This is a genomic window from Candidatus Allofontibacter sp. (assembly GCF_040404065.1).
Lineage (GTDB): Bacteria > Pseudomonadota > Alphaproteobacteria > Pelagibacterales > Pelagibacteraceae > Fontibacterium.
This window is the reverse complement of the sequence record NZ_JBBAJM010000001.1, coordinates 733265-756782: the sequence shown is the minus strand read 5'-3', so window position 1 is coordinate 756782 and position 23518 is coordinate 733265. Positions and strand designations below refer to the sequence as shown.

The following is a 23518-nucleotide window of genomic DNA, read 5'->3' as shown; positions in this document are numbered from 1 at the left end:
TTCTTTTAATTTTTTTTGAAACGAGTTACTATAAAAAGACCTGTTGTAATTACTAAAATTCCTATCCAATCGGTAAGCAAAAATTCTTTTTGAAAGAAAATATAGGCTAATATTAACCCAATAGCTGGATTTAAAAGATGAGCGCTGGAAGCTACGGACGCTCCTAAGTTTTTAATAATAATTAACCACAACCACATACTTCCAATAGTTACTACAATGACTAAATATAAAATTGATAAAATTAATTCTTTTGTTATCACTGTGTTTTCCTTTGTGAAATATAGGGCAAACGGTAGCAAGACTACGGCAGCAGTAATCGATTGCCAAAAATTAATTAGCTGAGGATTATGAGATATGGAATTTTTTTTATAATAAATAGTTGCAATTGAAAAACCTACAGTTCCTACAAATGCTTGTAAAATCCCAATAGGTTCAATACTTCCAACTGGACGATAAGTAGTTATTAATAAAACTCCAAGAAAACCTAATATTATACCAAGTAAAACTGTGTAACTAAATTTTTCAACTTTTGTAATCCATACAATAATGCATGTTATAAAAGGAGAGCAGCTTGCAATGATAGTCACTAATTCTGGAGAAATGTAATTTAAAGAAGAAAAAATAAGTCCTAAATAAATCACGTTATTTAACAACCCCAATATAATTCCATCTTTTATTATCCCTTTTTTATTTTTAATATTTTTCTTAATAAGCCAGACCGGCAGGAGAATTAAAGAAGCAATAAAGAAACGTGATGAAAGCAAAGCGTATTCATTTATGTAAAATAAGCCTATTTTTCCTACAATAAATGCACTGGACCAAGTAATGCTAAAAATTATTACGATGCTAATACTATTTAAAATCGACATTATTATTAACTTAATAGTGCTTTATTAACTAATTAGGTAGTCTCAAGTATGGATAAAAAAAACAGAAAGTGCGTATTATTTATTATATTATAATGTATACTATATACTAATGTAATACTTTAAGTTATATAATTAAGTATATGTTTTATAACACTTTTTTAAATAACATAAATACTTATATTATGATGCTTAATTTATCATTTTTATTAAGCTTTTTGAGATTATTAAGTATTTTTATGGATGTGATAAAATAGCGAAAACATTGACTTTTGAGACTAGTCTTATTTCGTTTTCTATAGAAACTGGCGTTTTTCCAAAGCCAATTGCTATTGAATGACCTTCATACCAGTGAGCAACTTCGCCAAAAGTGAATATATCTCTAGCTTTTTAATCTGGTTTAATTCCTAGATTAGTGGTCTAGAAGCATATCTCTTCGCCCCAAGTGTTTATTTGAGCCTTAAATGAGCTTAATTTGGCTAATTTAATTGCTGTTTCAGAGTTATTTAAATTGAGCTTAATTTAAAAGTTATCAAATTTAAGTAGCATTATAATGATAAATAACTGTTTTGTTAGATATTGACATCAATTTATGGTTGTATTAATATTTCCGATAATTAAAGGTTATCGGAAATTTATGTCAAATTTAGTTAAAGATTTGAGTTCTATTGAAATAGAGACTTTGGACAATATTAAATCGTCCAAATCAGCCAATACAATTAGAGCTTACAAATCTGACTTTAACCACTTTCTTGATTTTTGCAAAAAAAACAATTTTAATGCATTACCAGCTCAGCCTAAGGTTGTTTCGTTCTATATAACTCAACTGTCATCAACTTCAAAAGTAAGTACATTAAAACGTAGATTGGCTTCTATTAGTGTAATTCACAAGGTTAAAGGGCTCTATATAGATATTAAACATCCACTTATTATTGAAAATTTAATGGGAATACAAAGAAAAAAGGGTGTATTTCAGAAATCTAAAAAACCAATTTTAATTAACGAGTTAAAAGAAATTATTAATATTATTGAAAAATCAGAAAAAGATGAATCAAGAAAGAATAGAGACAAAGCCTTAATATTAATTGGATTTTCAGGTGGCTTTAGAAGATCTGAGCTTGTTAATATTGATCATGAAGACTTGGAGTTTACAAAAGAAGGTGTAAAAATTTTTATCAAAAGATCTAAAACTGATCAATCAGGAGAAGGAATGATTAAGGCTATACCCTATTTTAAAGATGAAAATTTTTGCCCCGTTATTTTTTTAAAAAAATGGATTGAAATCTCTGAATTAAAAAAAGGTTTTGTCTTCGATATCTCAGATAAAATGGTAGCAATTTTAATTAAAAAATATTTATCCGCAGCTGGATTTGATTCAAAAAAATACTCTGGACATAGTTTGAGATCTGGTTTTGCAACAGTAGCGGCAGGATCAGGGGCTGATGAAAAAAGTATTATGAATATGACGGGTCACAAAACTACTCAAATGGTAAGAAGGTATATAAAAGAGTCTAATTTATTTAAAAATAACGCTTTATCAAAAATAGATTTATAATATAATTTCTAACGTTTATTCTTTAATATTGCTCCCACACATATTTAAAATTTGGTTTTAATTTCAAAGTTTTACATAGAATATAATCTGCGACAATTTGATTGTTAAATATTTTGAAGTACTTTTTCTTTCCATTTAATCCTATTTTTACTCTTGCTTTTTCGTTTTTTTTATAAAAATGAATTTTATTAATCAAATCATCAATATTTTTATAAAAAATTACTTCCTTATTAGAAAAAAAGTCATTAAATTTAGTATTCTGATCTAATAAAGTAGGGATTCCATTTGCAATAAATGTTGCGATTCTGTTACTAGAGTAATGTTTTATAGGATTTCCCCTGCTTAAATTTAGCCCAAATCTGCATTTTGAAATTTCATCAAAAAATTTATCTCCCCATATAGGAGAAATATTATTATAACCAAATAAATTATAAGTAATATTTTTAGATTTTTCTAAAAGCAATTTTAAAAAATTATATCTTTCATCTATTTTATTTTTTTTAAGACCCCCCCTGTTTACCCCGTGACTAGATGCAAAAAAAATATCAAATTCATGATTTTTTAATTTGTATAAATCTAGATTTTCCGCTGATACTGAACATGGTACAGGCATGTAATTTAATTTATTTTTAGGGATAGAGGTATGAACGTGATGTTTGTTAGTTGTTACAAAATACTGATCCACAACTGATTTATACTTCTCTAAAAATGATATATTTTTATTAAAATCAGGTCCATTCTTATTAACTGAGTCTTCATACCAAAAGGCTATCCTTAAACCTGGATTAGAAAATTTAATTTCCTGCAAAAAAGACAAGGACAATAAATTTGTTTGACCTAATAAAATTAGATTAGGATTATAATTTCTAACAATATTTTTGACTTCATTTTCTAAAGCATATAAAAAAAATTTACTTTTAATATAAGATCTATCACTAAAATTAATTGTCGATATGTTATTTTTAGCAAAACCATTGCTAATTTTATCGGCTATATTAATATTATATAATCTATGATGAGTTTTTTCATCAAAATTTGCAATATGTAATATTCTATTATTAGAATTAGTAAGTTTTTTTTTTTTTTTTAAGAGAAGATTCTGTTTTATGGAATTTATTACATTAAGATTATCTAAGTAATTAATTTTTTTATTTCTATAGTTAAAATTTTGTATTCTATTTAATAATTTTGGACTTTTAATTAATTTTATAATTTCTTTTTCAATAGAAATGGCATCTAATTTTTTAAGAATAATTGGTTTAAAGGATGTTTCTTTTAATCCACCCCTGCCCGATGTTATTACAGCATTACCCAAATCTGAGGATTCCATAGCTGTTCGACCGAACGGCTCTTCCCAAATAGATGGAACGATAGAAATAGAGGACTTTTTATAAAAATTAATAATTTTATCATGAGAAATCCAATTATAGAATTTAAGTCTCTCATGGTTAAAATTATAAGATTCCCTTTTTTCATTTCCGGCAACTATAGCTTGCCAATCTTTATACTTGTTTAAAACTTTAAGAACTGCATCACCAAATATATTATACCCCTTAGATATATTAAGTTTTCCAACAAAAATAATAATTTTTTTCTTTTTAATCTTTTTATTAAAATTATGGTTATAGTAATTGCTTGAAGGATAGATCACTCTTCCCTTCTGCTTTAAATAATTATTCATATTATAATAAAATCTTTCTTTTATATAAGAACTTGCAAAAATAATTTCATCACAATTTTCTAAAATTGCTATTTTTTCATTAATTGATCTTGATCCTTTTAATAAATTAGGATCATTATGAAATACTAATATAAATTTTATATTAGTAACTTTTTTTTTAAGAGAAAAAAAATAATTTGGCCTGTTATGAATTTCAATTACTTTTGTATTTTTTGGTAATCTTTTAATAAAACTATTTAAATAAAAATAACTATTATCTATTAAAGATTCATTATTTAAATTAACAAAATTTTCTGATAAATAAGGTAAAGATTTAGCCTTTCCGTAAATTGTTGTTTTTTTAACTAGTGCACCTCTATTAAAATCTTTTATCCAAATTGAAGCTGCAGCAGCAAAGTCTTTTGAATAATCCTCTTTGCTAGGCAATAATATTGCGATTTCTGTATTTTTGCTCATTATATAACAACCTTTAATCCATCGTATCCAGGAATTATTGTTTTAGATATTTTTGATAATTTTTTCTTAAATGACAAATAATCTATGTCGCTGTGTAAATTAGTAAGTATAGTTTTTTTAGGTTTTAATATTTTTATATAAGATAAACATTTTTTAAAATTTAAATGAGTAGCGTGAGCTTTAAATTTTAAACAATCTATGATTAATAATTTTAAATTAGTAAGTTTTTTTAAAGATTTGCTTGATATTGAACTGCAGTCACTTATGTAAGCTATATTATTAAATAAATATCCATTAGCATTTATGTCTCCATGTTTAACTTCTATTTTTTTTATCTGGATAACGCTTTTATTTTTTTTTAAATAAAAACTATTCTTAATAATATTCATTTTTAATATGGGTTTATAATATTTGCTTTGCTTCACAAACAGGTATTTAAAAGAATGCATTAAATAACTTGATGTTTCTTTGTCAGCGTAAATAGGTATTTTTTTTTTATTAAGCCAAAAAAATGGTCTAAGCTCATTAATACCATGGGTTTGATCAGCATGATCATGAGTATAAACAACGAAATCAATTTTTTTAATTTTATTTTTAAGAACTTGATTTTTTATATCTGGCGAAGTGTCTATAATTATATTCATACCTTTGTATTTGATAAATAAAGAGCATCTCATTCTATGATTTTTTTTATTTTTTTTATTAACTTTGCCCCAATAACCATCTATTCTTGGAACACCTAATGAACTCCCACTTCCTAACAAAATAACTTCAGTTTTTTTCATTAAAAAAAAAATTTTGAAAATTATCTGTTGTAGAATTTGCAATTAATTCAAAATTTGTTTGTTTAATTAATGCAACGGTTTCAGCCACAATTTTTACATTCGCAGGCTCATTACTCTTACCTCTGAATGGATCAGGACTTAAATATGGCGAATCTGTCTCTATTAACATTCTGTCCAAAGGAACATATTTTACAACTTTTCTTAATTCTTCAGATTTTTTAAAAGTAATTATTCCGCTGAATGATAATAAACAATTCAAATCTAATAGTTTTTTTGCAAAATCTAGTGTACCGGTAAAACAGTGTATTAAAAAATTAGCCTTGTCATAGTTTTTTTTAATTACAGAAATAGTATCATTATCTGCTTCTCTAGTATGAACAATCACAGGCACACCCTCAACAGCTGAAAAATCAACATGTTTTTCAAATGAAACAATCTGATCTTTTTTTTTACTATGTTTATAAAAATAATCCAATCCCGTTTCGCCAAAAGCTATTATTTTTTTACTTTTTTTTTTAAGTTCAAGAATACTATTTAATTTATCTAAATTGCCAGTTGTGGAATTAGGATGAATTCCTAACGCCCCATAAACATTTTCGTATTTTTCGACTATATTTAAAACTTTAATAGAACTTTCAAAACTTGTTCCAATAGTCAGTAATTTTGTAATATTATTTTTTTTTGCGTTTAATAAAACTTGATCTATATTGTTAATTAAAGGTTCATAATCAAGGTGACAATGTGAATCTATAATCATTGTTTTTTGAATAAAATATTTATTTTTTTAATTTTATTATCTTGCTTAAGAGCAAAATTCTTATTGATATTTTTTATATATCTATCATTTTCATTAACATCTAATGAATCTAGTATTATTTTAGTTTTTTCAGGTATGATTGGTTGAAGTAGTATAGATATTTTTCTAATAAAATCTAAAACCACATATATTATTACGTTTCTTTTTTCTAGATTGTCTTCTTTAATAGACCAGGGAGCAGAATCATTTACATATTTATTAACTTCAGAACTTAATTGGATAATATTTTTCAAATAATTGTGAATTTCAAATTTATTAAAAGTCTTAATTAATGAATCTAAATTCTCCTCAACTAAATTTAATATTTTCAAGTCAGTATTTTCTGTTGGTTGACATTTTGGAATTGTAGAATTTAACTTACTGTGAAGAATTGAACATACTCTTTGATATAAATTTCCAATATTGTTAGCTAAATCGCTATTAATGCAATTAATTAAATTTTCCGGAGTTATCTTTCCGTCCTCGCCATAAATAACTTCTTTCATTAAATAATATCTAATTTCATCTAAGCCGTAATTTTCAATAATCTCTAAAGGATCTAGAATATTTCCTTTTGATTTAGACATTTTTTCCTCTCCAGAGAGAATCCATCCATGAGCAAAAACTTTTTTTGGTGGAGTAATCCCAGCCGCCAATAAAAAAGCTGGCCAATAAACACAATGGAATCTAATAATATCTTTTCCTATAATATGAACATCTGCAGGCCAAAATTCATTTTTATTAACTTTTTCAAAATAATCCAAAGCGCTTATGTAGTTAGTGAGAGCGTCAAGCCAAACATAGATTATATGTTTATCATTATTCGGAACTGGTATTCCCCACTTAAAAGAAGTTCTGCTAATTGAAAGATCTTTTAGTCCACTTTTAACAAAGCTAATAACTTCATTCTTTCTACTTGTTGGAGAAATAAAATCAGGATTATCTTCGTAATATTTTAATAACGGTTCTTGCCATTTTGAAAGTCTAAAAAAATAAGATTCTTCTTCCATCCACTCAACTTTTGATCCTGAGATCTTAGAAATTTTAGGATCAGATTTAGTTTCAATTTCATCCTCTGTATAAAACGCTTCATCAGATACGGAATACCAACCAGAATATTTAGAAATATAAATTTCTTTTTTTTCTTCAAGAATGCTCCACAGTTTAGTAACAGTTTTTTTGTGTCTAACTTCTGTAGTTCTTATAAAATCAGTATTTGTAAGATTTAATTTTTTTGCAAGATCAATAAAGTTTTTAGAAATTTCATCGCAAAAATCTTTTGGATTTTTTTTTTGTTGTTCAGCAGCTCTTTGAATTTTAAGACCGTGCTCGTCCGTTCCTGTTAAAAAATTAACTTTATAGCCTTCAATTCTTTTAAATCTAGCTATGACATCAGCTGATATGCTCGAATAAGCATGGCCCATATGTGGTTTTGCTGAAGGGTAATAAATAGGTGTAGTGAGGTAAAAGTTTTTCATTATTTGATGCCTAGTAAAAGATTAATTTCATAAAAACTACTTTTAATCTCGTTATTAATTGAATTAATATTATGAATAATATTATTAATTTTACTTCTTATTCTAAAATTTTTAAAAAAATTATTTTTTTCTATATTGTTAGCGAAGTAATTTTCAATATATACATGCATTAAATCTAATACTTTGTTATATTTTTCTTCTAAATAATAACTTTGGATAGCTAGTATTTGTTTCGAAAAATCTTTTTTTTGTAGGTCTAGTTCTTTAAACAAAAGACTTATTTTAAGGTTTATTCCAGGCGTTAAATTGGGAATAATGGTGTCACTAGCGTCAAATTGAGCTATTAACTTTTCTTTTATAATTTTACTTTCCTTGGAACTAACAAAAAGTCTGTAATTAAAACATCTGGATTTAATTGTTTCCAATATTTTTTTATTTTCAATATGTGAAATAAAAAAATAATTATTTTCTGGTAATTCTTCTAAAACTTTTAAGATTGAGTTTGAGGAGCTTTTATTAAGATTTTCTGCGCCTTCTAGAAAAAAAATTTTTGGCTTATTATTAATTGATGATTTATTAAAAAAATTTATTATTTCTCTAGTTTCTTCTATTGAAATTATTTTTTTAAAATCATCTACTTTTAAATGCTTTAAATTAAAATTAACATTATTAATCAAATCTAAATAACTTTTATTGGTTTCTAAAATTTTTTTTTCAGAAAGATTATAAGAATTTTCTTCTTGACTTGATAAAATAACATTTATTAAATGATAAACAAAAGTAGCCTTCCCTACTCCATCGAATCCACTAAATATAATCTTATTAGGTAGCTTTTTTATTTTGTATAAACTTGTTAGTTTTTTAAATAAATCATCATGACCATATAATAACCTCTGAGATTTATTTAATTCCTCAATATTTAAAAAATTAACGTTTTGCATTTAATAGTTTTAAAGTTTTGTTATTAATTTCATTCTTAATTTCATTCATCGATTTACTACCATTAATTAAAATTATTTTATTTTTATAAATTTTTGATATTTTTAAAAAACCATTTCTTATTTTGTTAAAATGATAATTTGATAATCTATCGAATCTGTTTGTTCTTTTTGATCTTTTTTTAATTCTAGATTTTGATTCTTTTTTATTTAAATCAATCAAAAAAGTAATATTTGGGTGAACTTTATTAAAAATTTTTTTTTGAATATTAAATATAAATTTTTTATCCATACCCTCCAAATAATGCTGGTAAGCTAAAGTCGAATAAAAAAACCTGTCACAAACTATAATAAAGTTTTTTTTAAGATAAAAATTTATTTTGTTAACAATGTGTTCATTTCTTGCTGCCATTAATAAAAAAAACTCTGTTAAGGGATTAACTTTAGTTTTGTTATCCAGCATCAGATCCCTTATTTTTTCTGAGAACAATGTTCCGCCAGGCTCTCTGGTTAGTATTACATTTTTGCTTATGTTTTTTTTGATAAACTTATACAATAACTTTGCCTGCGTTGACTTTCCTGAGCCCTCAACACCTTCAAAGCAGATAAAAAAACCTTTTTTTATCGCCATAAATAATAATTAATATTTTGAATTCCTTTAAAAAATCTATTTTTTTCCCCAATATCTTTCTGTGCAAACAGATCTTCTGAATAAACTACTTCTTTATTATTATAAACTCTGAGAACTGCCACTTTATCATATTTTTTAATAGGTATTGATAATGGATATTCGTATTCTAGTTCCATTTTAATTTTCGTATTTTTTAAATTTTTAGGTAGATTAAAAAATATACCATCCTTGTTTCTACCTCTCACATCCAAATAAGAAGAGCTTCCATTCCATATTTTTATTCTGAATTTATCTTTGTCATAGGGAATTTTTATAAGGTCAATTTTATTAAAAGCACTATTTAATAACAATTTGGCAGATTCAGCTCGGGATGACACTGTGGATAAACCACTTATTACAACTATTATTCTTTTGTTATCTTTCTTCTTAGTAACGGCAATAGAGTATTTACTGTCAGCAAGATGTCCTGTTTTTATTCCATCTACACTTTCATCCATGAATAATAATACATTACGATTTTCTTGTTTTACTGGATTGCCACCTGTTCTAACCCATGCAAAATCTTTTTCTTTAAAATATTTATAATATTCTTGATAATTATTTATTAAATAAGACGATAGCAAAGCTATATCTCTTACAGTTGAATAGTTTTCTTTACTAAAAGTTCCTGATGAATTGCTAAAATTAGTACTACTCATATTAATTTCTTTAGCTTTAGCGTTCATTAACAATGCAAACTGATCTTCAGAACCAGATATTCCTTCCGCTAAAACTATGGAGGCGTCAACTCCAGAAACAATAATCAATCCTCTTAATAAATCTTCAACAGAAACTTTATCTCCCGGTACTAAAAACATTGTGGATTCGCCAGACTTAGTTGAGTTCCATGCTTTTTTTGAAACCGTAAACTGATCTTTTAATTTAATTTTTTTATTTTTGAGTTGATCAAAAACTATTACAGCGGTCATAATCTTTGTCAAAGAAGCTGGTGAAATTTTAGTATCTGCATTTTTTTGAGCTAATGTTGCGCCACTAAAATGATCTATCACAATTCCGTATTTTACTTTGTCAGGAATGAAAACTTGACAAAATGAATTGTTACAAAATAAAATAAAAATTACTGAAAGAAATAAAATTACCCTAAAAATCATTTAACGCTTATATTATAATTTTGAAATTTAGTATTTGTTATTTTGTTAAAAAAAATATCAAATTCATCAACATTGTTAATTGAAAGAGCCTCCACTCTAAACTTTTTATTTATCTGAAGTATATTTGGATTAATATTTTTTAACTCCTTTTTTAAAGAGTTTGCGAAATCTGTTGCGCTATTTTTGTAAGAAAAGTCACCATAATAAATTATTATTATTTTTGATAAATTATCTTTAGATGGGTTATTTCTAGATAGATCAACTACATCAACACTTTGTGTTTCAATGTTTTGAACAACTTTTTTTTCTTCTTCAAAAATTTTTGCTGTCTCTGCTGTAAAAGTTTTGTTAACTCTAATTGTTTCGATTTTTATTAATGGGAATTTATTACTCAATTCAAGTAAATCGAAATATTTTTTTGATATAAGAATTTCCCTTCCATTATTGTAAGTAGAATTTTTATCAATTTTTAAGATTAAGCTTTTATTGTTTATAAGATTAGTTATTTTAACTTGAGTATTAAACGGTATAGAAGAATGAATAGACTCATCTTCTAAAAGATTATTCAATCCTAAAATATTATTTTTGCTATCCGCTAAGCGACCGGCAAAGCCAATTTTTTCGTAAGTGAAATTTGCCTGGTTAAAATTCTGACATGAATAAATTAAAAAAAAAAATAAAAAAAAAAAATTTTTTTTCATTCTATAACTTAATTTTATCAGAAAGTGTCCCCACCGTTATTGCAAATCTCAAAGATCTATTCCACTCTAACAATTTTAAAAAATTATCAAAAACAATATAAATTGGTCCATCCTCACCATCAGGTCTAATTATCCATCCTTCTTTTTTTTCTGAAATTATTATTTCGCTATTATTTTTATTTTTAAAACCTAACGATTTTAAATTTAAAATTGATATTTTATTTTGTAGATTTCTTGAGTCTGTATTTATTAGTTTCTTATCAAAACTTTGATTATTTTTTAATTCAAATCCCCAAGTTTCTTTTTGCGTCCATCCTATCGTATGAAGATAATTAGCCGCGGATGCTAATGAATCTTGAAATGAGTTTATTAAATCAATATCAGGTGATGAATCAAAATTGACAGCATACTTTTGAATTGTTGATGGCATAAATTGAAAGTTACCAATTGCTCCAGCCCAGGAACCGTAAAGGCTTTCATATTTTAATGTTTTATTGTCTATAAGCTTAAGAAGTATAATTAATTCTTTTTCAAAGTATTCGGGTCTTCTATTATCAAATGAAAGTGTTGATAAAGCAGATATTATATCAACCTTTCCTTTATTAACTCCAAAATTAGTTTCTATCCCCCATAAAGCAACTAATACTTCTTTATCTACTTTGAATTTATTACTAACTTTTTCAAACAAGTCTAAATTTTCATTTAACAAATTTTTTGCAGTTTGGATCTTTTTTTCATCCACTCTTTTGTCTAAATATTCATAGGTTTTTTCAAAAAACTCAGGTTGCTTTCTATCTAAGGTAACTATTCTTTCTAAAAATTTGACGTTTTTTAAAGAATTTTCAACAGTTTCTTTTGAAATGCCTTGGCTTATAGCTCTACTTTTAAAGCCAACTAACCACTCATCAAACTTTTCGTTTGATAAGGCGATACTAATATTAAGCGTTGTAAATAAATAAATAATTAGAAATATTTTGAATTTAGGATAAATATTCATTACTTTTTTTTAACATAGCCAATATTTAAAGTCATTAAACACGGAGAGGTGGCTGAGCGGTTGAAAGCACTAGTCTTGAAAACTAGCAACGGGGCAACTCGTTCGTGGGTTCAAATCCCACCCTCTCCGCCAAAAAACCATTGATAAATATATCTTTTTAAAAAATTTATTTGCTTCATTTTTTTAAAATAAAGTAACAATACTTTGCCTGTTTGTGGATAAGATTATTTATCGAGAATTAATTTAAATTCTTTAATTTTTTTAGATATAGAAAATTTTTCTAAGTCAGAATCTGTTTTATTATCAACTAGCCAAGAATTTAGTTTTTTGTCGGTGTAATTTAATATTAACTCAAATTCTTTTAGTTCTTCTGCATTTAATGATTCCAAATTTTCTTTTGCAAATCCACCAATTAACAAATCCATCTCTTTTGTTCCTCTGTGATTAGATCGGTATAAAAGTTTTTTTATTAAATTATCCATATCTAATATATATATATATTAAATAAAATAAGTCTTTAAATGATAGAGAATAATTTCAATTTTTTTTTTAATCCAATTTCCAAAATAAAGGGAATAGGACCAAAGATACAAAAGCTATTTAATGAAAAAAAGATTGTATCTAATGCGGATTTAATCTTCAATTTTCCATACGGCTTAATAGACAGAACGCATTGCCCAAAGTTAAACAATCTAGAAGTTGGTAAAATTAGCACTATATTTGTTAGGGTTAAAAAATACAATTTTCCAAGAATAAGAAGGCTGCCAAATACTGTTCAATGCTTTGATGACACTGGAGAAATAAATATTGTTTTTTTTAATTCCAGGGAAAATTATATCAAAGAAATTTTACCACTAAATACCGAGGTTATTATAAGTGGAAAAATTAATATTTATAAAAATAAATACCAAATAACTAATCCTGACTATGTAACTTCCGTTAACAATGAGGATAAAATTAGTAAAATAATGCCAACTTATAGTTCCTTAAAAGGAATTTCTAATAAAACTGTAAATAAAATATATGAAAACATTACGAAACAAATACCAGACGTCCCAGAGTTGCACAGAGATATTATTATTAAAAATAATAAATGGGCAAGTTTTAAAGATTCTTTAATTCAACTTCATAGCCCAAAAAAAATAGAAGACTTAAATAAAAATTCACTAGCTTACGAAAGAATATCATTTGATGAAATATTTTCTAATTTGTTAATTTTTTCTTTAATAAAAAAAAAAAATTTAACAATATATAAAGAACCTAAATTTTTCTCATCAGAATATAAATTAAAAATATTAAAAAAACTTCCTTTCACTCTAACTAAAGATCAAGAAATTATTATAAAAGAAATCGAAGAAGGTCTTAAAAAAGATAAAAAGATGTTAAGATTGCTTCAGGGGGATGTTGGTTCTGGCAAAACGATTATTTCAATTATATCAGCAGTAAATGTTATAGCTTCTGGTTTTCAGGTTGCTTTGATGTGCCCTACTGAAATATTAGCAACACAACATTTAAATTTGATCAAAACAGTAACAAAAGATATAAATATTAGAATTGAAATTTTAAGTAGCAGTGTAAAAAAAAATATTCAAACGGAGATAAAAAAAAAACTCATTAATGGAAAAATTGATCTTTTAGTAGGAACACATTCTTTATTTCAAGAATCTGTTTTATTTAATAAATTGGGACTAATCATTATTGACGAACAGCATAAATTTGGAGTTAAACAAAGAATTAACCTTTCAGAAAAAGGAGGTTTGAATTGTGATGTCCTTTTAATGAGCGCAACTCCAATACCTCGGACTTTAATTTTATCAACTTATGGTGACATGGATGTTTCTACACTAAAAGAAAAGCCATTTAAAAAAACTAAAATAATAACAAATATTATTTCAGAAAATAAAATACCGGAATTAATTAATTTAATTAAAAAAAAAATTGAAAATAAGCAGCAAATATATTGGGTTTGTCCTTTAATTGAAGAAAGTAAAAAAGTAAAATTAACCCCAGTTGTAGAAAGACTTGAATATTTAAAAAAATATTTTCCAGAAAATATTGGGATTATGCATGGTAATCTTAAAAATGATGAAAAAAATATAGTAATGAAGGACTTCCTGGATAATAAGTTTTTAATATTAATATCAACAACCGTAGTTGAAGTTGGTGTCGACAATCAAAATGCAAATACTATCATAATTGAAAACTCGGAAAGATTTGGTCTTGCTCAACTTCATCAATTAAGAGGTAGGGTTGGCAGAGGAACTGAAGATGGTGAATGCATTTTAATATATTCAAAATCAATAAGTGAAAACGGAAAAAAAAGACTAAAAATTCTTAAAGATTCTAATGATGGGTTTTATATATCCGAACAAGATCTTAAACTAAGAGGATTTGGAGATATTGTTGGTTACAAACAAAGTGGTGATAAAGATTTTATTGTTGCGGACCCGATGTATCACTCACATTTGTTTGAGCTCGCAAAACAAGAAATTGATTTTTACACTAATGAGAATTTATCAATTGATAAATTTAATGTTCTACTTAAATTTTTTAAAAAAGATCAAATACTCAATATTATAGATACCGGCTAATTTTTTTTATAACCTATCGCGATCTCAAATTCGTTTAATCTTCGGAAAATTGATCTTAATTCTGTAATAGTAGTCCACTGATTAATAAATAAAGAGAAACTATTATGCACTCTTTGAAATGCATTTGATATTTGAATTATAACGCCTAGAGTTATTGCTCCCGCAAATAAACTAGGTGCCATCACTAAATACGGAACAATAACCATGAATTGGTCATACAAATTAACCCAAACATCAAAATATCCATAATTAAAAAAAAGTCTGTGATAGTTAAATTTTATGCCCGAAAATAACTCAAAAACAGTGTCTGGTTTTGCATAATTAATCCTATCATCTTCTCCGTACACTAATTCTTTTCTAAATGTAGCTTCTACTTTTTGATTGTTATATTCAAGGCCAGGTAATTTAATTCCTACAAACCAGCTTATTATTAATCCACCTAAACTGACAAATAACGATACCCAGACTAAAGATCCTGGAAATTGTTTTAAAAATTCAATTCGGATCCCGGAAGAAAGTCCCCATAGTATTGGTATGAAGGCAATTAATGTCATAATGGCTCTGATAACTTGAAGGCCTAAGCTTTCAACAATTTTTGCAAATCTACTAGTATCTTCTTGAATTCTTTGTGATGCCCCTTCTATATTTTCAGTGCTATTTTTCCACAACGGAATGTATTCATAAGTTATAGCTTCTCGCCAACGAAGAGAATAAACACGCGTAAAAAAAGAAGTAAAAGTCGCAAGAAGAACGTAAGGGAAGGCCAAATAACAAAAGATATAAATTTTATCCCAAAATTCTAAAATGTTACTTTTTGTTGCGTTTTGTAACAAATCATAAAAACCCTTATACCATTCATTAATTTTAACAGTTATTGATACCTGAATTAGTAACGAAAAAATTAATAACAAACCTCCACCCCAAGACCAAAAAACCCATTTTTTATTAAAAAAAAAACTCTTAAACATTATTTTAAAAAATTATCTGCATAAGCTTTAATAATAAGCTTATTGGGTTTAGTTGCTATCAAAACAAATTGTATATTATTTTGTTCAGCATACTTTATTGCCTGTTCCTGTGTTTCAAATTTTAGTTTTACTTGTTCATTTGTGTTTGATGATGAGGTCCAACCCATAACAAAATCTTTACTTGAGTTGGATTTTTCAAACTCTAAAACCCAAAATTTTGTTCTAGCCTTTCCAGATTGCATAGCTGTTTTTGAAGGTTGATAAATTTTAGCTTTTTGAATCATTAATTACTTTCCTCGGAAGCATCTTCAATCCTTGCTGCAGAAACTACTTTTTCATTTTCTGAAAGATTAAAAATTCTAACTCCTTGAGTATTTCTACCAGTAATTCTAATATCTTTTACGTTACATCTTATCATCTGACCTTTATCAGTAATTAACATAATTTGATCTTCATGATTGATTGTAAAAGTTGATGATACATTCCCATTTCTTTCTGAGGCAATGATATTAATAATTCCCTGTCCGCCTCTACCACTTACTCTATACTCGTAAGCAGAAGAGCGTTTTCCATAGCCATTTTCTGTTATAGTTAAAATGTATTGTTCTTTATTTTTAAATTCATCAAGTTGTTTTTTTGATAATTTTACAATTTTAGTATTATCTAATTCATCATCTGGAGTTTCTTCAGCATCTTTTTCTAATCTAGATACTTTTATGTAAGATTTGGCCTCCTCAGATGTAATTTTTACACTTTTTAGAATTGATAAAGAAATAATCTTGTCATCTTTTTTTAAGGACATGCCCTTAATTCCTTTTGATGATCTTCCTTTGAAAATTCTTAACTTTTTTGATTGCACTCTTAAAGATTTTCCGTGTTCTGAACTTAATAAAAAATCGTCATCATCATCTAAAATTTTTATTCCAGCTATTGAATCGTTATCTTCTAATTTTATTGCAATTTTTCCAGTAGTCTGAATACTTTCAAAATCTAAAAGACTATTTTTTCTAACTTTCCCATTTGATGTAGCAAATATAATTTTCATATTAGCCCATAAAGATTCATCACTAGGCAACGGCATAATTGAAGTAATTATATGGCCTTCCTTCAAAGCAAGAATGTTATTAAGTGCTTTACCTTTGGATTGATTAGACCCTTCTGGAATTTTCCAAGCTTTTAATTTGTAAACAATACCTTTCGAAGTAAAGAAAAGAATTGGTGTATGTGTGTTTGCAGTAAATATTTGATTTACGAAATCCTCATCCCTTGTTGTTATTCCTGTTTTTCCCTTACCACCTCTTTTCTGAACTTTAACTGAGCTTAAAGGACTTCTTTTAATATATCCTTTATTTGTGATTGTAATAATTACATCTTCTTTTTGAACTACGTCCTCAATATCAAAACTACCAACCTGGTTTATAATTTTAGTTTTTCTTGGAGTTGCAAATTTTGCTTTGATATCTTTAAGTTCATCTTTAATTTGCGTTAACAATGCGTTTCTATCGTTAAGAATTTTTTTATATTGAACTATAAGTTTGTAAAAATCGCTAATTTCTTGGTTTATTTCCTCATGTCCAATACCGGTAAGTTTTTGAAGTCTTAACTCTAAAATTGCTTTTACTTGGTAATCTGACAAATGGTACTGGTCTTTATTAGATAAATCACTAACATCCAAAACATCTTTATTAATTTTTGATTTTTCGAAACTCCATTGTTTGTTCTGAAGTGTTGTTTTAGCTTCATTTGGATTTTTTGATTTGCGAATAATCGATATAATTTCATCAATATTTTCGATTGCTATAAAAAGACCAATTAAAATATGAACTCGATCTTTAGCTTTTTTTAAATCAAATAAAGTTCTTTTGATTAAAACTTTTTCTCTAAAATCTACAAAAACTTTTATAAATTGTTTTAAGTTTAATAATTCTGGTTTACCATTGAGAATTGCTAAAGTATTAAATCCAAACGATGACTCTATGGGTGAATATTTATAAAGTTGATTAATAATAACTTCGCTAGATACCCCTCTCTTTAATTCAATAACTATTCTAACTCCTTCTTTATTAGACTCGTCTCTTATGTCAGATATACCTTCAATTTTTTTTTCTCTAACAAGTAATGCAATTTTTTCAATTAAAAGGGATTTATTTGTTTGAAATGGAACTGATTTAATTACGATTAATGTTTTATCTTTTTTTTCTTCCTCTGTATCAATCTCGCCTCTTATTTTTATAGATCCTCTGCCTGTTTTGTATCCAGTCTTTATTACATCTTTTCCGATTATTAATCCTCCTGTAGGAAAATCAGGGCCTGGGATTAATTTAATTAGTTCATCAATAGAAATGTCATTTTTATCAATATAGGCAAGCGTTCCGTCAATAATTTCTCCAAGATTATGAGGTGGGATATTTGTTGCCATTCCAACCGCAATACCACCCGCCCCATTTACCAATAAATTTGGGAACTGTGCGGGTAGTACTGTTGGTTCTAATTCTGTATCGTCATAATTGTTTTGATAATCAATTGTATTTTTTTCAATGTCAGCGACTAAAAATTCTGAAATTTTTGCTAATCTTGTTTCGGTATAACGCATAGCGGCAGCTCTATCACCGTCCATCGAGCCAAAATTTCCTTGTCCATCTAATAATTTTACACTCATAGAAAAATCTTGGGCTAACCTCACTAAAGCATCATAAACAGCCTGATCTCCGTGAGGGTGATATTTACCAATCACATCCCCTACTACTCTTGCTGATTTTCTAAATTGCTTTGACCAGTCGTAGCCACCCTTATACATAGCGTAAATTATTCTTCTATGAACTGGCTTTAACCCATCTCTTGCGTCTGGAAGAGCTCTGCTTATTATAACGCTCATAGCGTACGATAAGTATGAGGTCTTCATCTCATCAACAATTTGAACAGAATTATATTTTTTATTTTTTGGAATTTCTTGATTTAAATCTTCACTCATGAAGCAAATTTAAAAGGGTACTTTATCGTCTGGATCTTGAGAAATATCAGGCATATCGTCAGATGGTAATTGGCTACCCTCTAACTTGCCACCTTCACTAGATGAGGAGCTTTTTCCGCCTAACATTGTTAAAGTTGAATTGTAACCCTGCAGAACTACTTGTGTGCTATATTTTTCTTGTCCGTTGCTATCAGTGTATTTATTGGTGTTTAATTGACCCTCTATGTAAACCTGGGCACCTTTTTTTAAATATTTTTGAACAACACTTACCAAACCTTCATTAAATATAACAACTCTATGCCACTCTGTTTTTTCTTTACGTTCACCCGTACTCTTATCTTTCCAAGACTCAGAGGTTGCAACGCTTAATCTTGCAACACTTTTGCCATTCTGCATTTGCTTAATTTCAGGATCGTTTCCAATTCTGCCTATTAATAAAACTTTATTTAAACTACCTGCCATAATATAGATCTTTTTTTGAACAAAGAATTAAGGTTTATTATATCAGACTATTCAAATTAAAAGAATAAAATTTACTAAAAAAAATGAGTAATACCGTCACAAAAATCGTCATTAAAGGAGCTAGAGAGCATAATTTAAAAAATATTTCATTAGAGATTCCAAGGGATAAATTAATAACGATTACAGGTTTATCAGGATCAGGAAAATCATCTTTAGCTTTCGATACAATCTATGCTGAAGGTCAAAGAAGATATGTAGAAAGTTTATCAGCTTACGCACGTCAATTCTTGGATAGAATGAGAAAACCAGATGTTGATTTAATAGAAGGTTTATCCCCCGCTATATCAATTGAACAAAAAACTACTTCAAAAAATCCAAGATCAATTGTTGCAACTGTAACCGAAATCTATGATTATATGCGCGTTCTTTACGCAAGAGTTGGCATTCCTTATTCTCCATTTACTGGAAAGCCTATTAAATCTCAAACAGTTTCAGAAATGGTAGATCGTATATTAGGTCTTCCTAAACAATCCAAAGTTCAAATTTATGCACCCATAGTGAGAGGAAGAAAAGGAGAATATAAAAAAGAATTACTTGGATATAAAAAAAGAGGATTTCAAAAAGCGAGAGTTGATGGAAAGATTTATGAAATTGATGAAGCTCCAATTTTAAATAAAAATCTAAAACACGACATCGATATATATGTTGATGGTTTTATTAATGATAAAAATGAACAACAGAGAATTGCTGAAAGCATTGAAACTACATTATCTCTTTCTGATGGACTTGTTTATGTGGATTTTACAAATGAAAATCTTCCAAAAGAATTTAAAAAAATTGAAAAAATAGTATTTTCTTCTAAATTTGCATGCCCAGAAAGCGGTTTCACTATAGAAGAAATAGAACCAAGATTGTTTTCATTTAACAGTCCTTATGGCGCCTGTCCTGAATGCGAAGGAATTGGTGTTGATTTATATATAGATCCAAAATTAGTTATTCCAAATGACAAAAAAAGTTTAATAGATGGTGCGATTCTTCCTTGGGCTTCAACTTCTACACTTTATTATGCCCAAACTTTAGCTTCATTAGCAAAACATTATGATTTTTCACTAGAAGAGCCTTGGAGAAATTTGTCAAAAAAAATTCAAGATATTATTTTGTATGGGTCTGGAGAAGAAGAAATAAAATTTTCTTATGATGATGGATATGAAAAGTACTCAAACAAAAAATCATTTGAAGGTGTAGTTAATAATTTAGAAAGACGGTATTTAGAGACAGATAGCGATTGGAAAAGAGAGGAAATTTCTCAATTTCAAAATGAAACAGAATGCGAGAGATGTAAAGGAATGAGGCTTAAAGAAGAGGCTCTTTCAGTAAAAATAAAAGAATTAAACATTAGTGAAGTTTCAAAAATGTCAATTCAGAATGCTTATGACTGGTTTGCTGATCTTCATAACCACCTAACAGAAAAAGAAAATAAAATTTCAATACATATTCTTAAAGAAATAAATGAAAGATTAACTTTTTTAATAAATGTAGGACTTGATTATTTAAATTTATCACGATCATCCGGAACTTTATCTGGTGGTGAATCTCAAAGAATAAGATTGGCATCACAAATTGGCTCAGGTTTAACTGGTGTGTTATATGTCTTAGATGAACCTTCTATAGGGCTTCATCAAAAAGATAATATTAAATTATTAAATGCCCTCAAAAGACTAAGGGATCTAGGAAATACAGTTATAGTTGTTGAGCATGATGAAGAGGCAATGCTTAGTTCTGATCATATTATTGATCTTGGCCCTGGAGCTGGAACCGAAGGTGGAAAAATTATTGCATCAGGAACTCCAGAGCAAATTAAGGCAAACGAAAATAGTATAACTGGACAATATTTATCTGGCAAAAAATATATATCTCTACCTCAATCAAGAAAAAAAGCTAAAGACGGAAGATATTTAACTTTAAGCGGAGCCACTGGAAATAATTTACAAAACGTTACAGCAAAAATTCCGTTAGGAACATTTACTGCTGTAACCGGCGTTTCAGGAAGCGGAAAATCAACATTTATTTTGCACACTCTCTATAGGGCTTTGAATTTAATGATAAACAAAACAATATCTAAGAATATGCCAAAACCTTTTAAAGGAATACAAGGATATGAATATTTAGATAAAATAATTGATATTGACCAGTCTCCAATAGGAAGAACGCCAAGATCAAATCCAGCTACTTACTCTGGTGCTTTTACAGTTATTAGAGAATGGTTTGTTAACTTACCGGATTCAAAAGCAAGAGGTTATAAGCCTGGAAGATTTTCTTTTAACGTTAAAGGAGGAAGATGTGAAGCATGTGAGGGGGATGGGGTTATTACTTATGAAATGCATTTTTTACCAGATGTTTATGTGCAGTGTGACGTCTGTAAAGGAAACCGTTACAATAGAGAAACTCTAGAAATTAGATTTAAAGACAAAAATATTGCAGATGTTTTAAATATGACTGTCGATGAAGGTGTTATATTTTTTGAAAATATATCATCTATTAGAGATAAGCTTTTAACTTTACAAAAAGTTGGACTTGGCTACATTAAAATTGGGCAACAGGCGACTACTTTGTCTGGTGGCGAAGCTCAAAGAATAAAATTAGCAAAAGAACTTTCTAAAAGAGCAACGGGAAGAACTATTTATATTCTTGATGAACCAACAACTGGTCTTCATATCCACGATGTAAAAAAATTATTAGAAGTCCTTCATACTTTTGTAAATAAAGGAAATACAGTTGTTGTAATTGAGCATAATTTAGATGTTATAAAAACTGCTGACTGGATAATTGACATGGGACCCGAAGGAGGGGTTAAGGGAGGGAAAATTGTTGCCGAAGGTACTCCAGAAGATGTTTCTCGCATAAAAGGTAGTTATACAGGTGAATTTTTAAAGAAAATCTTATCTAAAAATACTTCAAAAAAAATTGCTTAAATCGTCATATTTTATGTTAGTATCAATTCATGGGAATCAGCAATATTTTACAATCTCTTCCTAAAACAATTCTAAGTTCAGTTATTGCTACTCTAATATTTTTTGGAATTTTATTTTACATAAATGATGGCTGGGCAAATGATAGATATTTCTGGAGTGCCATATTTAGATATTTACATGTTTTGTCAGGTGTTATGTGGATAGGTCTATTGTGGTATTTTAATTTTGTTCAAATACCGAGCATGCCTAAAATTCCAGATGAACAAAAACCTGCTATTGGAAAAATAATAGCTCCTGCAGCTTTATTTTGGTTTCGTTGGGCTGCTCTTTCTACAATCATTACCGGTCTAATTACAGGATATCTTAACGGCTACATCCATGAAGCATTGGCTTTTAAAGGGGCTCCAAAAAATGTAACAATAGGAATTGGTATGTGGCTTGGAATAATTATGGCATTTAATGTTTGGTTTATTATTTGGCCAAATCAAAAAAGAGCCTTGGGTATTGTTGAATGCGATCCTGAGAGAAAAGCTAAATCAGCAAGAATTGCAATGCTTACATCTAGAATGAACGCCTTTTTGTCTATTCCTATGCTTCTAACTATGGTTATAGCTCAAAATCTTTATTAAGGCGTATTATCAATTTTAACTGACCAATCTCTTTTTATATTAAAAAACATCACGATTGGTGAGGCCACATATATCGAAGAATAAGTTCCAAAAATAATTCCAAATGTAATCGCAAATGCAAAACCTCTAAGAACTTCTCCTCCGAAAATTAAAACTGCAACAATCGAAAGTAAAGTTGCACCAGAGGTTTTAAGGGTTCTGGAAAGAGTTTCGTTTAACGACTTATTTATCAAATCAGTTAAATTAGAAACGCTATCTTTTTTTAAATTCTCTCTTATTCTATCATAAATAATTACAGTATCATTTATTGAGTAACCAATAATAGTAAGTAAGGCAGCAATAATTGTAAGATCGAACTTTAAATTAAATAACGAAAAAATACCCGCAGTGATTATAGTGTCGTGAAATAGAGCGACGATACCTCCTAGGCTAAATTGCCATTCAAATCTAAACCATAAATAAATAAAAATAGCTATAAATCCAAATAACAATGCATATATTGCTGATTTAATCAATTCACCTCCAACTTTAGGACCAACAGTTTCAACTTTTCTAATAGAAATTTTTTGTTTTAAATCTTTTTCAAGATTATTTTTAATACTGTTAACAAATTCATTATTATTAATGCTATTTTCCATTGAAATTTCAAAATTATTTGCAGCGCCAAATTCTTTAACTGTGTAATTATTAATATTTAACTTTGATATAGAGCTTCTAATTTCTTCAACGTGGATATTTTTTTCAGTTCTAATTTCTATAACTGTACCCCCTTTAAAATCTACTCCATAATTAAAACCTTTAATTAAAATAATTAACAAGCATCCAATTGTCATAACTGTAGACAAAGAAACGAAGAACTTTTTATATTTTAAAAAATTATAATTTGTCAT

The 23518-nt window shown here is 27.6% G+C and carries 21 protein-coding genes and 1 tRNA gene; 5 read left to right on the top strand and 17 right to left on the bottom strand.

All coding sequences use genetic code 11. The features are described from left to right. Window positions 1–5: 5 nt before the first annotated feature. Together AC8IG9_RS03975 and AC8IG9_RS03970 are read right to left on the bottom strand one after the other, a co-directional pair. Window positions 6–869 (bottom strand): DMT family transporter, encoded by an 864-nt coding sequence (locus tag AC8IG9_RS03975; RefSeq protein ID WP_507425522.1) that lies wholly within the window; start codon window positions 867–869, stop codon window positions 6–8. A 234-nt stretch (window positions 870–1103) separates the two neighbouring features. Continuing rightward, a complete protein-coding gene (locus AC8IG9_RS03970; RefSeq protein ID WP_507425904.1) occupies window positions 1104–1193 on the bottom strand; it encodes a hypothetical protein in 90 nt (29 codons plus the stop codon). A 310-nt stretch (window positions 1194–1503) separates the two neighbouring features. Here AC8IG9_RS03970 and AC8IG9_RS03965 point away from each other — a divergent pair, with 310 nt between their 5' ends. Continuing rightward, complete coding sequence (locus AC8IG9_RS03965; RefSeq protein ID WP_507425521.1) at window positions 1504–2421, top strand: site-specific integrase; 918 nt, start codon at window positions 1504–1506, stop codon at window positions 2419–2421. A 22-nt stretch (window positions 2422–2443) separates the two neighbouring features. Here AC8IG9_RS03965 and AC8IG9_RS03960 read toward each other — a convergent pair whose 3' ends face one another. From AC8IG9_RS03960 to AC8IG9_RS03920, 9 genes are read right to left on the bottom strand one after another with little or no spacing between them, the layout of a single operon-like run. Then, window positions 2444–4558 (bottom strand): glycosyltransferase, encoded by a 2115-nt coding sequence (locus AC8IG9_RS03960; RefSeq protein ID WP_507425520.1) that lies wholly within the window; start codon window positions 4556–4558, stop codon window positions 2444–2446. Then, window positions 4558–5343, bottom strand: coding sequence for an MBL fold metallo-hydrolase (locus AC8IG9_RS03955; RefSeq protein ID WP_507425519.1), 786 nt, complete (start codon window positions 5341–5343; stop codon window positions 4558–4560). The genes AC8IG9_RS03960 and AC8IG9_RS03955 overlap by 1 nt, the downstream gene beginning before the upstream one ends. After that, window positions 5330–6100: a TatD family hydrolase gene (locus AC8IG9_RS03950; RefSeq protein ID WP_507425518.1), complete on the bottom strand. Its 771-nt coding sequence runs from the start codon at window positions 6098–6100 to the stop codon at window positions 5330–5332. Before AC8IG9_RS03950 ends, AC8IG9_RS03955 begins: the two co-directional genes overlap by 14 nt. Next, complete coding sequence (gene metG / locus AC8IG9_RS03945) at window positions 6097–7617, bottom strand: methionine--tRNA ligase (RefSeq protein WP_507425517.1); 1521 nt, start codon at window positions 7615–7617, stop codon at window positions 6097–6099. Before metG ends, AC8IG9_RS03950 begins: the two co-directional genes overlap by 4 nt. After that, window positions 7617–8558, bottom strand: a complete 942-nt coding sequence (locus AC8IG9_RS03940) for a DNA polymerase III delta subunit-related protein (protein ID WP_507425516.1) — start codon at window positions 8556–8558, stop codon at window positions 7617–7619. Before AC8IG9_RS03940 ends, metG begins: the two co-directional genes overlap by 1 nt. Continuing rightward, window positions 8545–9186 carry a dTMP kinase gene (tmk, locus tag AC8IG9_RS03935; protein WP_507425515.1) on the bottom strand — a complete coding sequence of 214 codons (642 nt, stop codon included), beginning with the start codon at window positions 9184–9186 and terminating at the stop codon, window positions 8545–8547. Before tmk ends, AC8IG9_RS03940 begins: the two co-directional genes overlap by 14 nt. Continuing rightward, a complete protein-coding gene (locus AC8IG9_RS03930) occupies window positions 9177–10337 on the bottom strand; it encodes a D-alanyl-D-alanine carboxypeptidase family protein (RefSeq protein ID WP_507425514.1) in 1161 nt (386 codons plus the stop codon). Before AC8IG9_RS03930 ends, tmk begins: the two co-directional genes overlap by 10 nt. Beyond that, window positions 10334–11038 (bottom strand): hypothetical protein, encoded by a 705-nt coding sequence (locus AC8IG9_RS03925; RefSeq protein ID WP_507425513.1) that lies wholly within the window; start codon window positions 11036–11038, stop codon window positions 10334–10336. The genes AC8IG9_RS03930 and AC8IG9_RS03925 overlap by 4 nt, the downstream gene beginning before the upstream one ends. A 1-nt stretch (window position 11039) precedes the next feature. Beyond that, window positions 11040–12035 carry a lytic murein transglycosylase gene (locus AC8IG9_RS03920; protein WP_507425512.1) on the bottom strand — a complete coding sequence of 332 codons (996 nt, stop codon included), beginning with the start codon at window positions 12033–12035 and terminating at the stop codon, window positions 11040–11042. A gap of 42 nt (window positions 12036–12077) precedes the next feature. Between AC8IG9_RS03920 and AC8IG9_RS03915 the strand changes: the two genes are divergently transcribed. Next, a tRNA-Ser gene (locus AC8IG9_RS03915) sits at window positions 12078–12167 on the top strand. Between the two features lie 92 nt (window positions 12168–12259). Here the strand turns inward: AC8IG9_RS03915 and AC8IG9_RS03910 are convergent. Beyond that, window positions 12260–12517 carry a succinate dehydrogenase assembly factor 2 gene (locus AC8IG9_RS03910; protein WP_507425511.1) on the bottom strand — a complete coding sequence of 86 codons (258 nt, stop codon included), beginning with the start codon at window positions 12515–12517 and terminating at the stop codon, window positions 12260–12262. Between the two features lie 39 nt (window positions 12518–12556). Here AC8IG9_RS03910 and AC8IG9_RS03905 point away from each other — a divergent pair, with 39 nt between their 5' ends. Further along, a complete protein-coding gene (locus tag AC8IG9_RS03905; RefSeq protein WP_507425510.1) occupies window positions 12557–14626 on the top strand; it encodes an ATP-dependent DNA helicase RecG in 2070 nt (689 codons plus the stop codon). Here AC8IG9_RS03905 and AC8IG9_RS03900 read toward each other — a convergent pair. From AC8IG9_RS03900 to ssb, 4 genes are read right to left on the bottom strand one after another with little or no spacing between them, the layout of a single operon-like run. Beyond that, complete coding sequence (locus AC8IG9_RS03900; protein ID WP_507425509.1) at window positions 14623–15594, bottom strand: putative transporter; 972 nt, start codon at window positions 15592–15594, stop codon at window positions 14623–14625. The two genes, AC8IG9_RS03905 and AC8IG9_RS03900, sit on opposite strands and share 4 nt — an antisense overlap. Beyond that, window positions 15594–15878 (bottom strand): ETC complex I subunit, encoded by a 285-nt coding sequence (locus AC8IG9_RS03895; RefSeq protein WP_507425508.1) that lies wholly within the window; start codon window positions 15876–15878, stop codon window positions 15594–15596. The genes AC8IG9_RS03900 and AC8IG9_RS03895 overlap by 1 nt, the downstream gene beginning before the upstream one ends. Then, window positions 15878–18565: a DNA gyrase subunit A gene (gyrA, locus tag AC8IG9_RS03890; RefSeq protein ID WP_507425507.1), complete on the bottom strand. Its 2688-nt coding sequence runs from the start codon at window positions 18563–18565 to the stop codon at window positions 15878–15880. Before gyrA ends, AC8IG9_RS03895 begins: the two co-directional genes overlap by 1 nt. Window positions 18566–18574: 9 nt before the next feature. Then, entirely contained in the window at window positions 18575–19027 is a 453-nt protein-coding gene (gene ssb, locus AC8IG9_RS03885) for a single-stranded DNA-binding protein (RefSeq protein ID WP_507425506.1), read from the bottom strand. A gap of 83 nt (window positions 19028–19110) precedes the next feature. Between ssb and uvrA the strand changes: the two genes are divergently transcribed. Further along, complete coding sequence (uvrA, locus tag AC8IG9_RS03880; protein WP_507425505.1) at window positions 19111–21999, top strand: excinuclease ABC subunit UvrA; 2889 nt, start codon at window positions 19111–19113, stop codon at window positions 21997–21999. 29 nt (window positions 22000–22028) lie between these two features. After that, the gene (locus AC8IG9_RS03875) at window positions 22029–22628 is read left to right on the top strand and encodes a urate hydroxylase PuuD (protein ID WP_507425504.1); all 600 of its coding nucleotides are present in this window, start codon (window positions 22029–22031) and stop codon (window positions 22626–22628) included. Here AC8IG9_RS03875 and secF read toward each other — a convergent pair. Further along, window positions 22625–23518: a protein translocase subunit SecF gene (secF, locus tag AC8IG9_RS03870; protein ID WP_507425503.1), complete on the bottom strand. Its 894-nt coding sequence runs from the start codon at window positions 23516–23518 to the stop codon at window positions 22625–22627. The genes AC8IG9_RS03875 and secF overlap by 4 nt on opposite strands.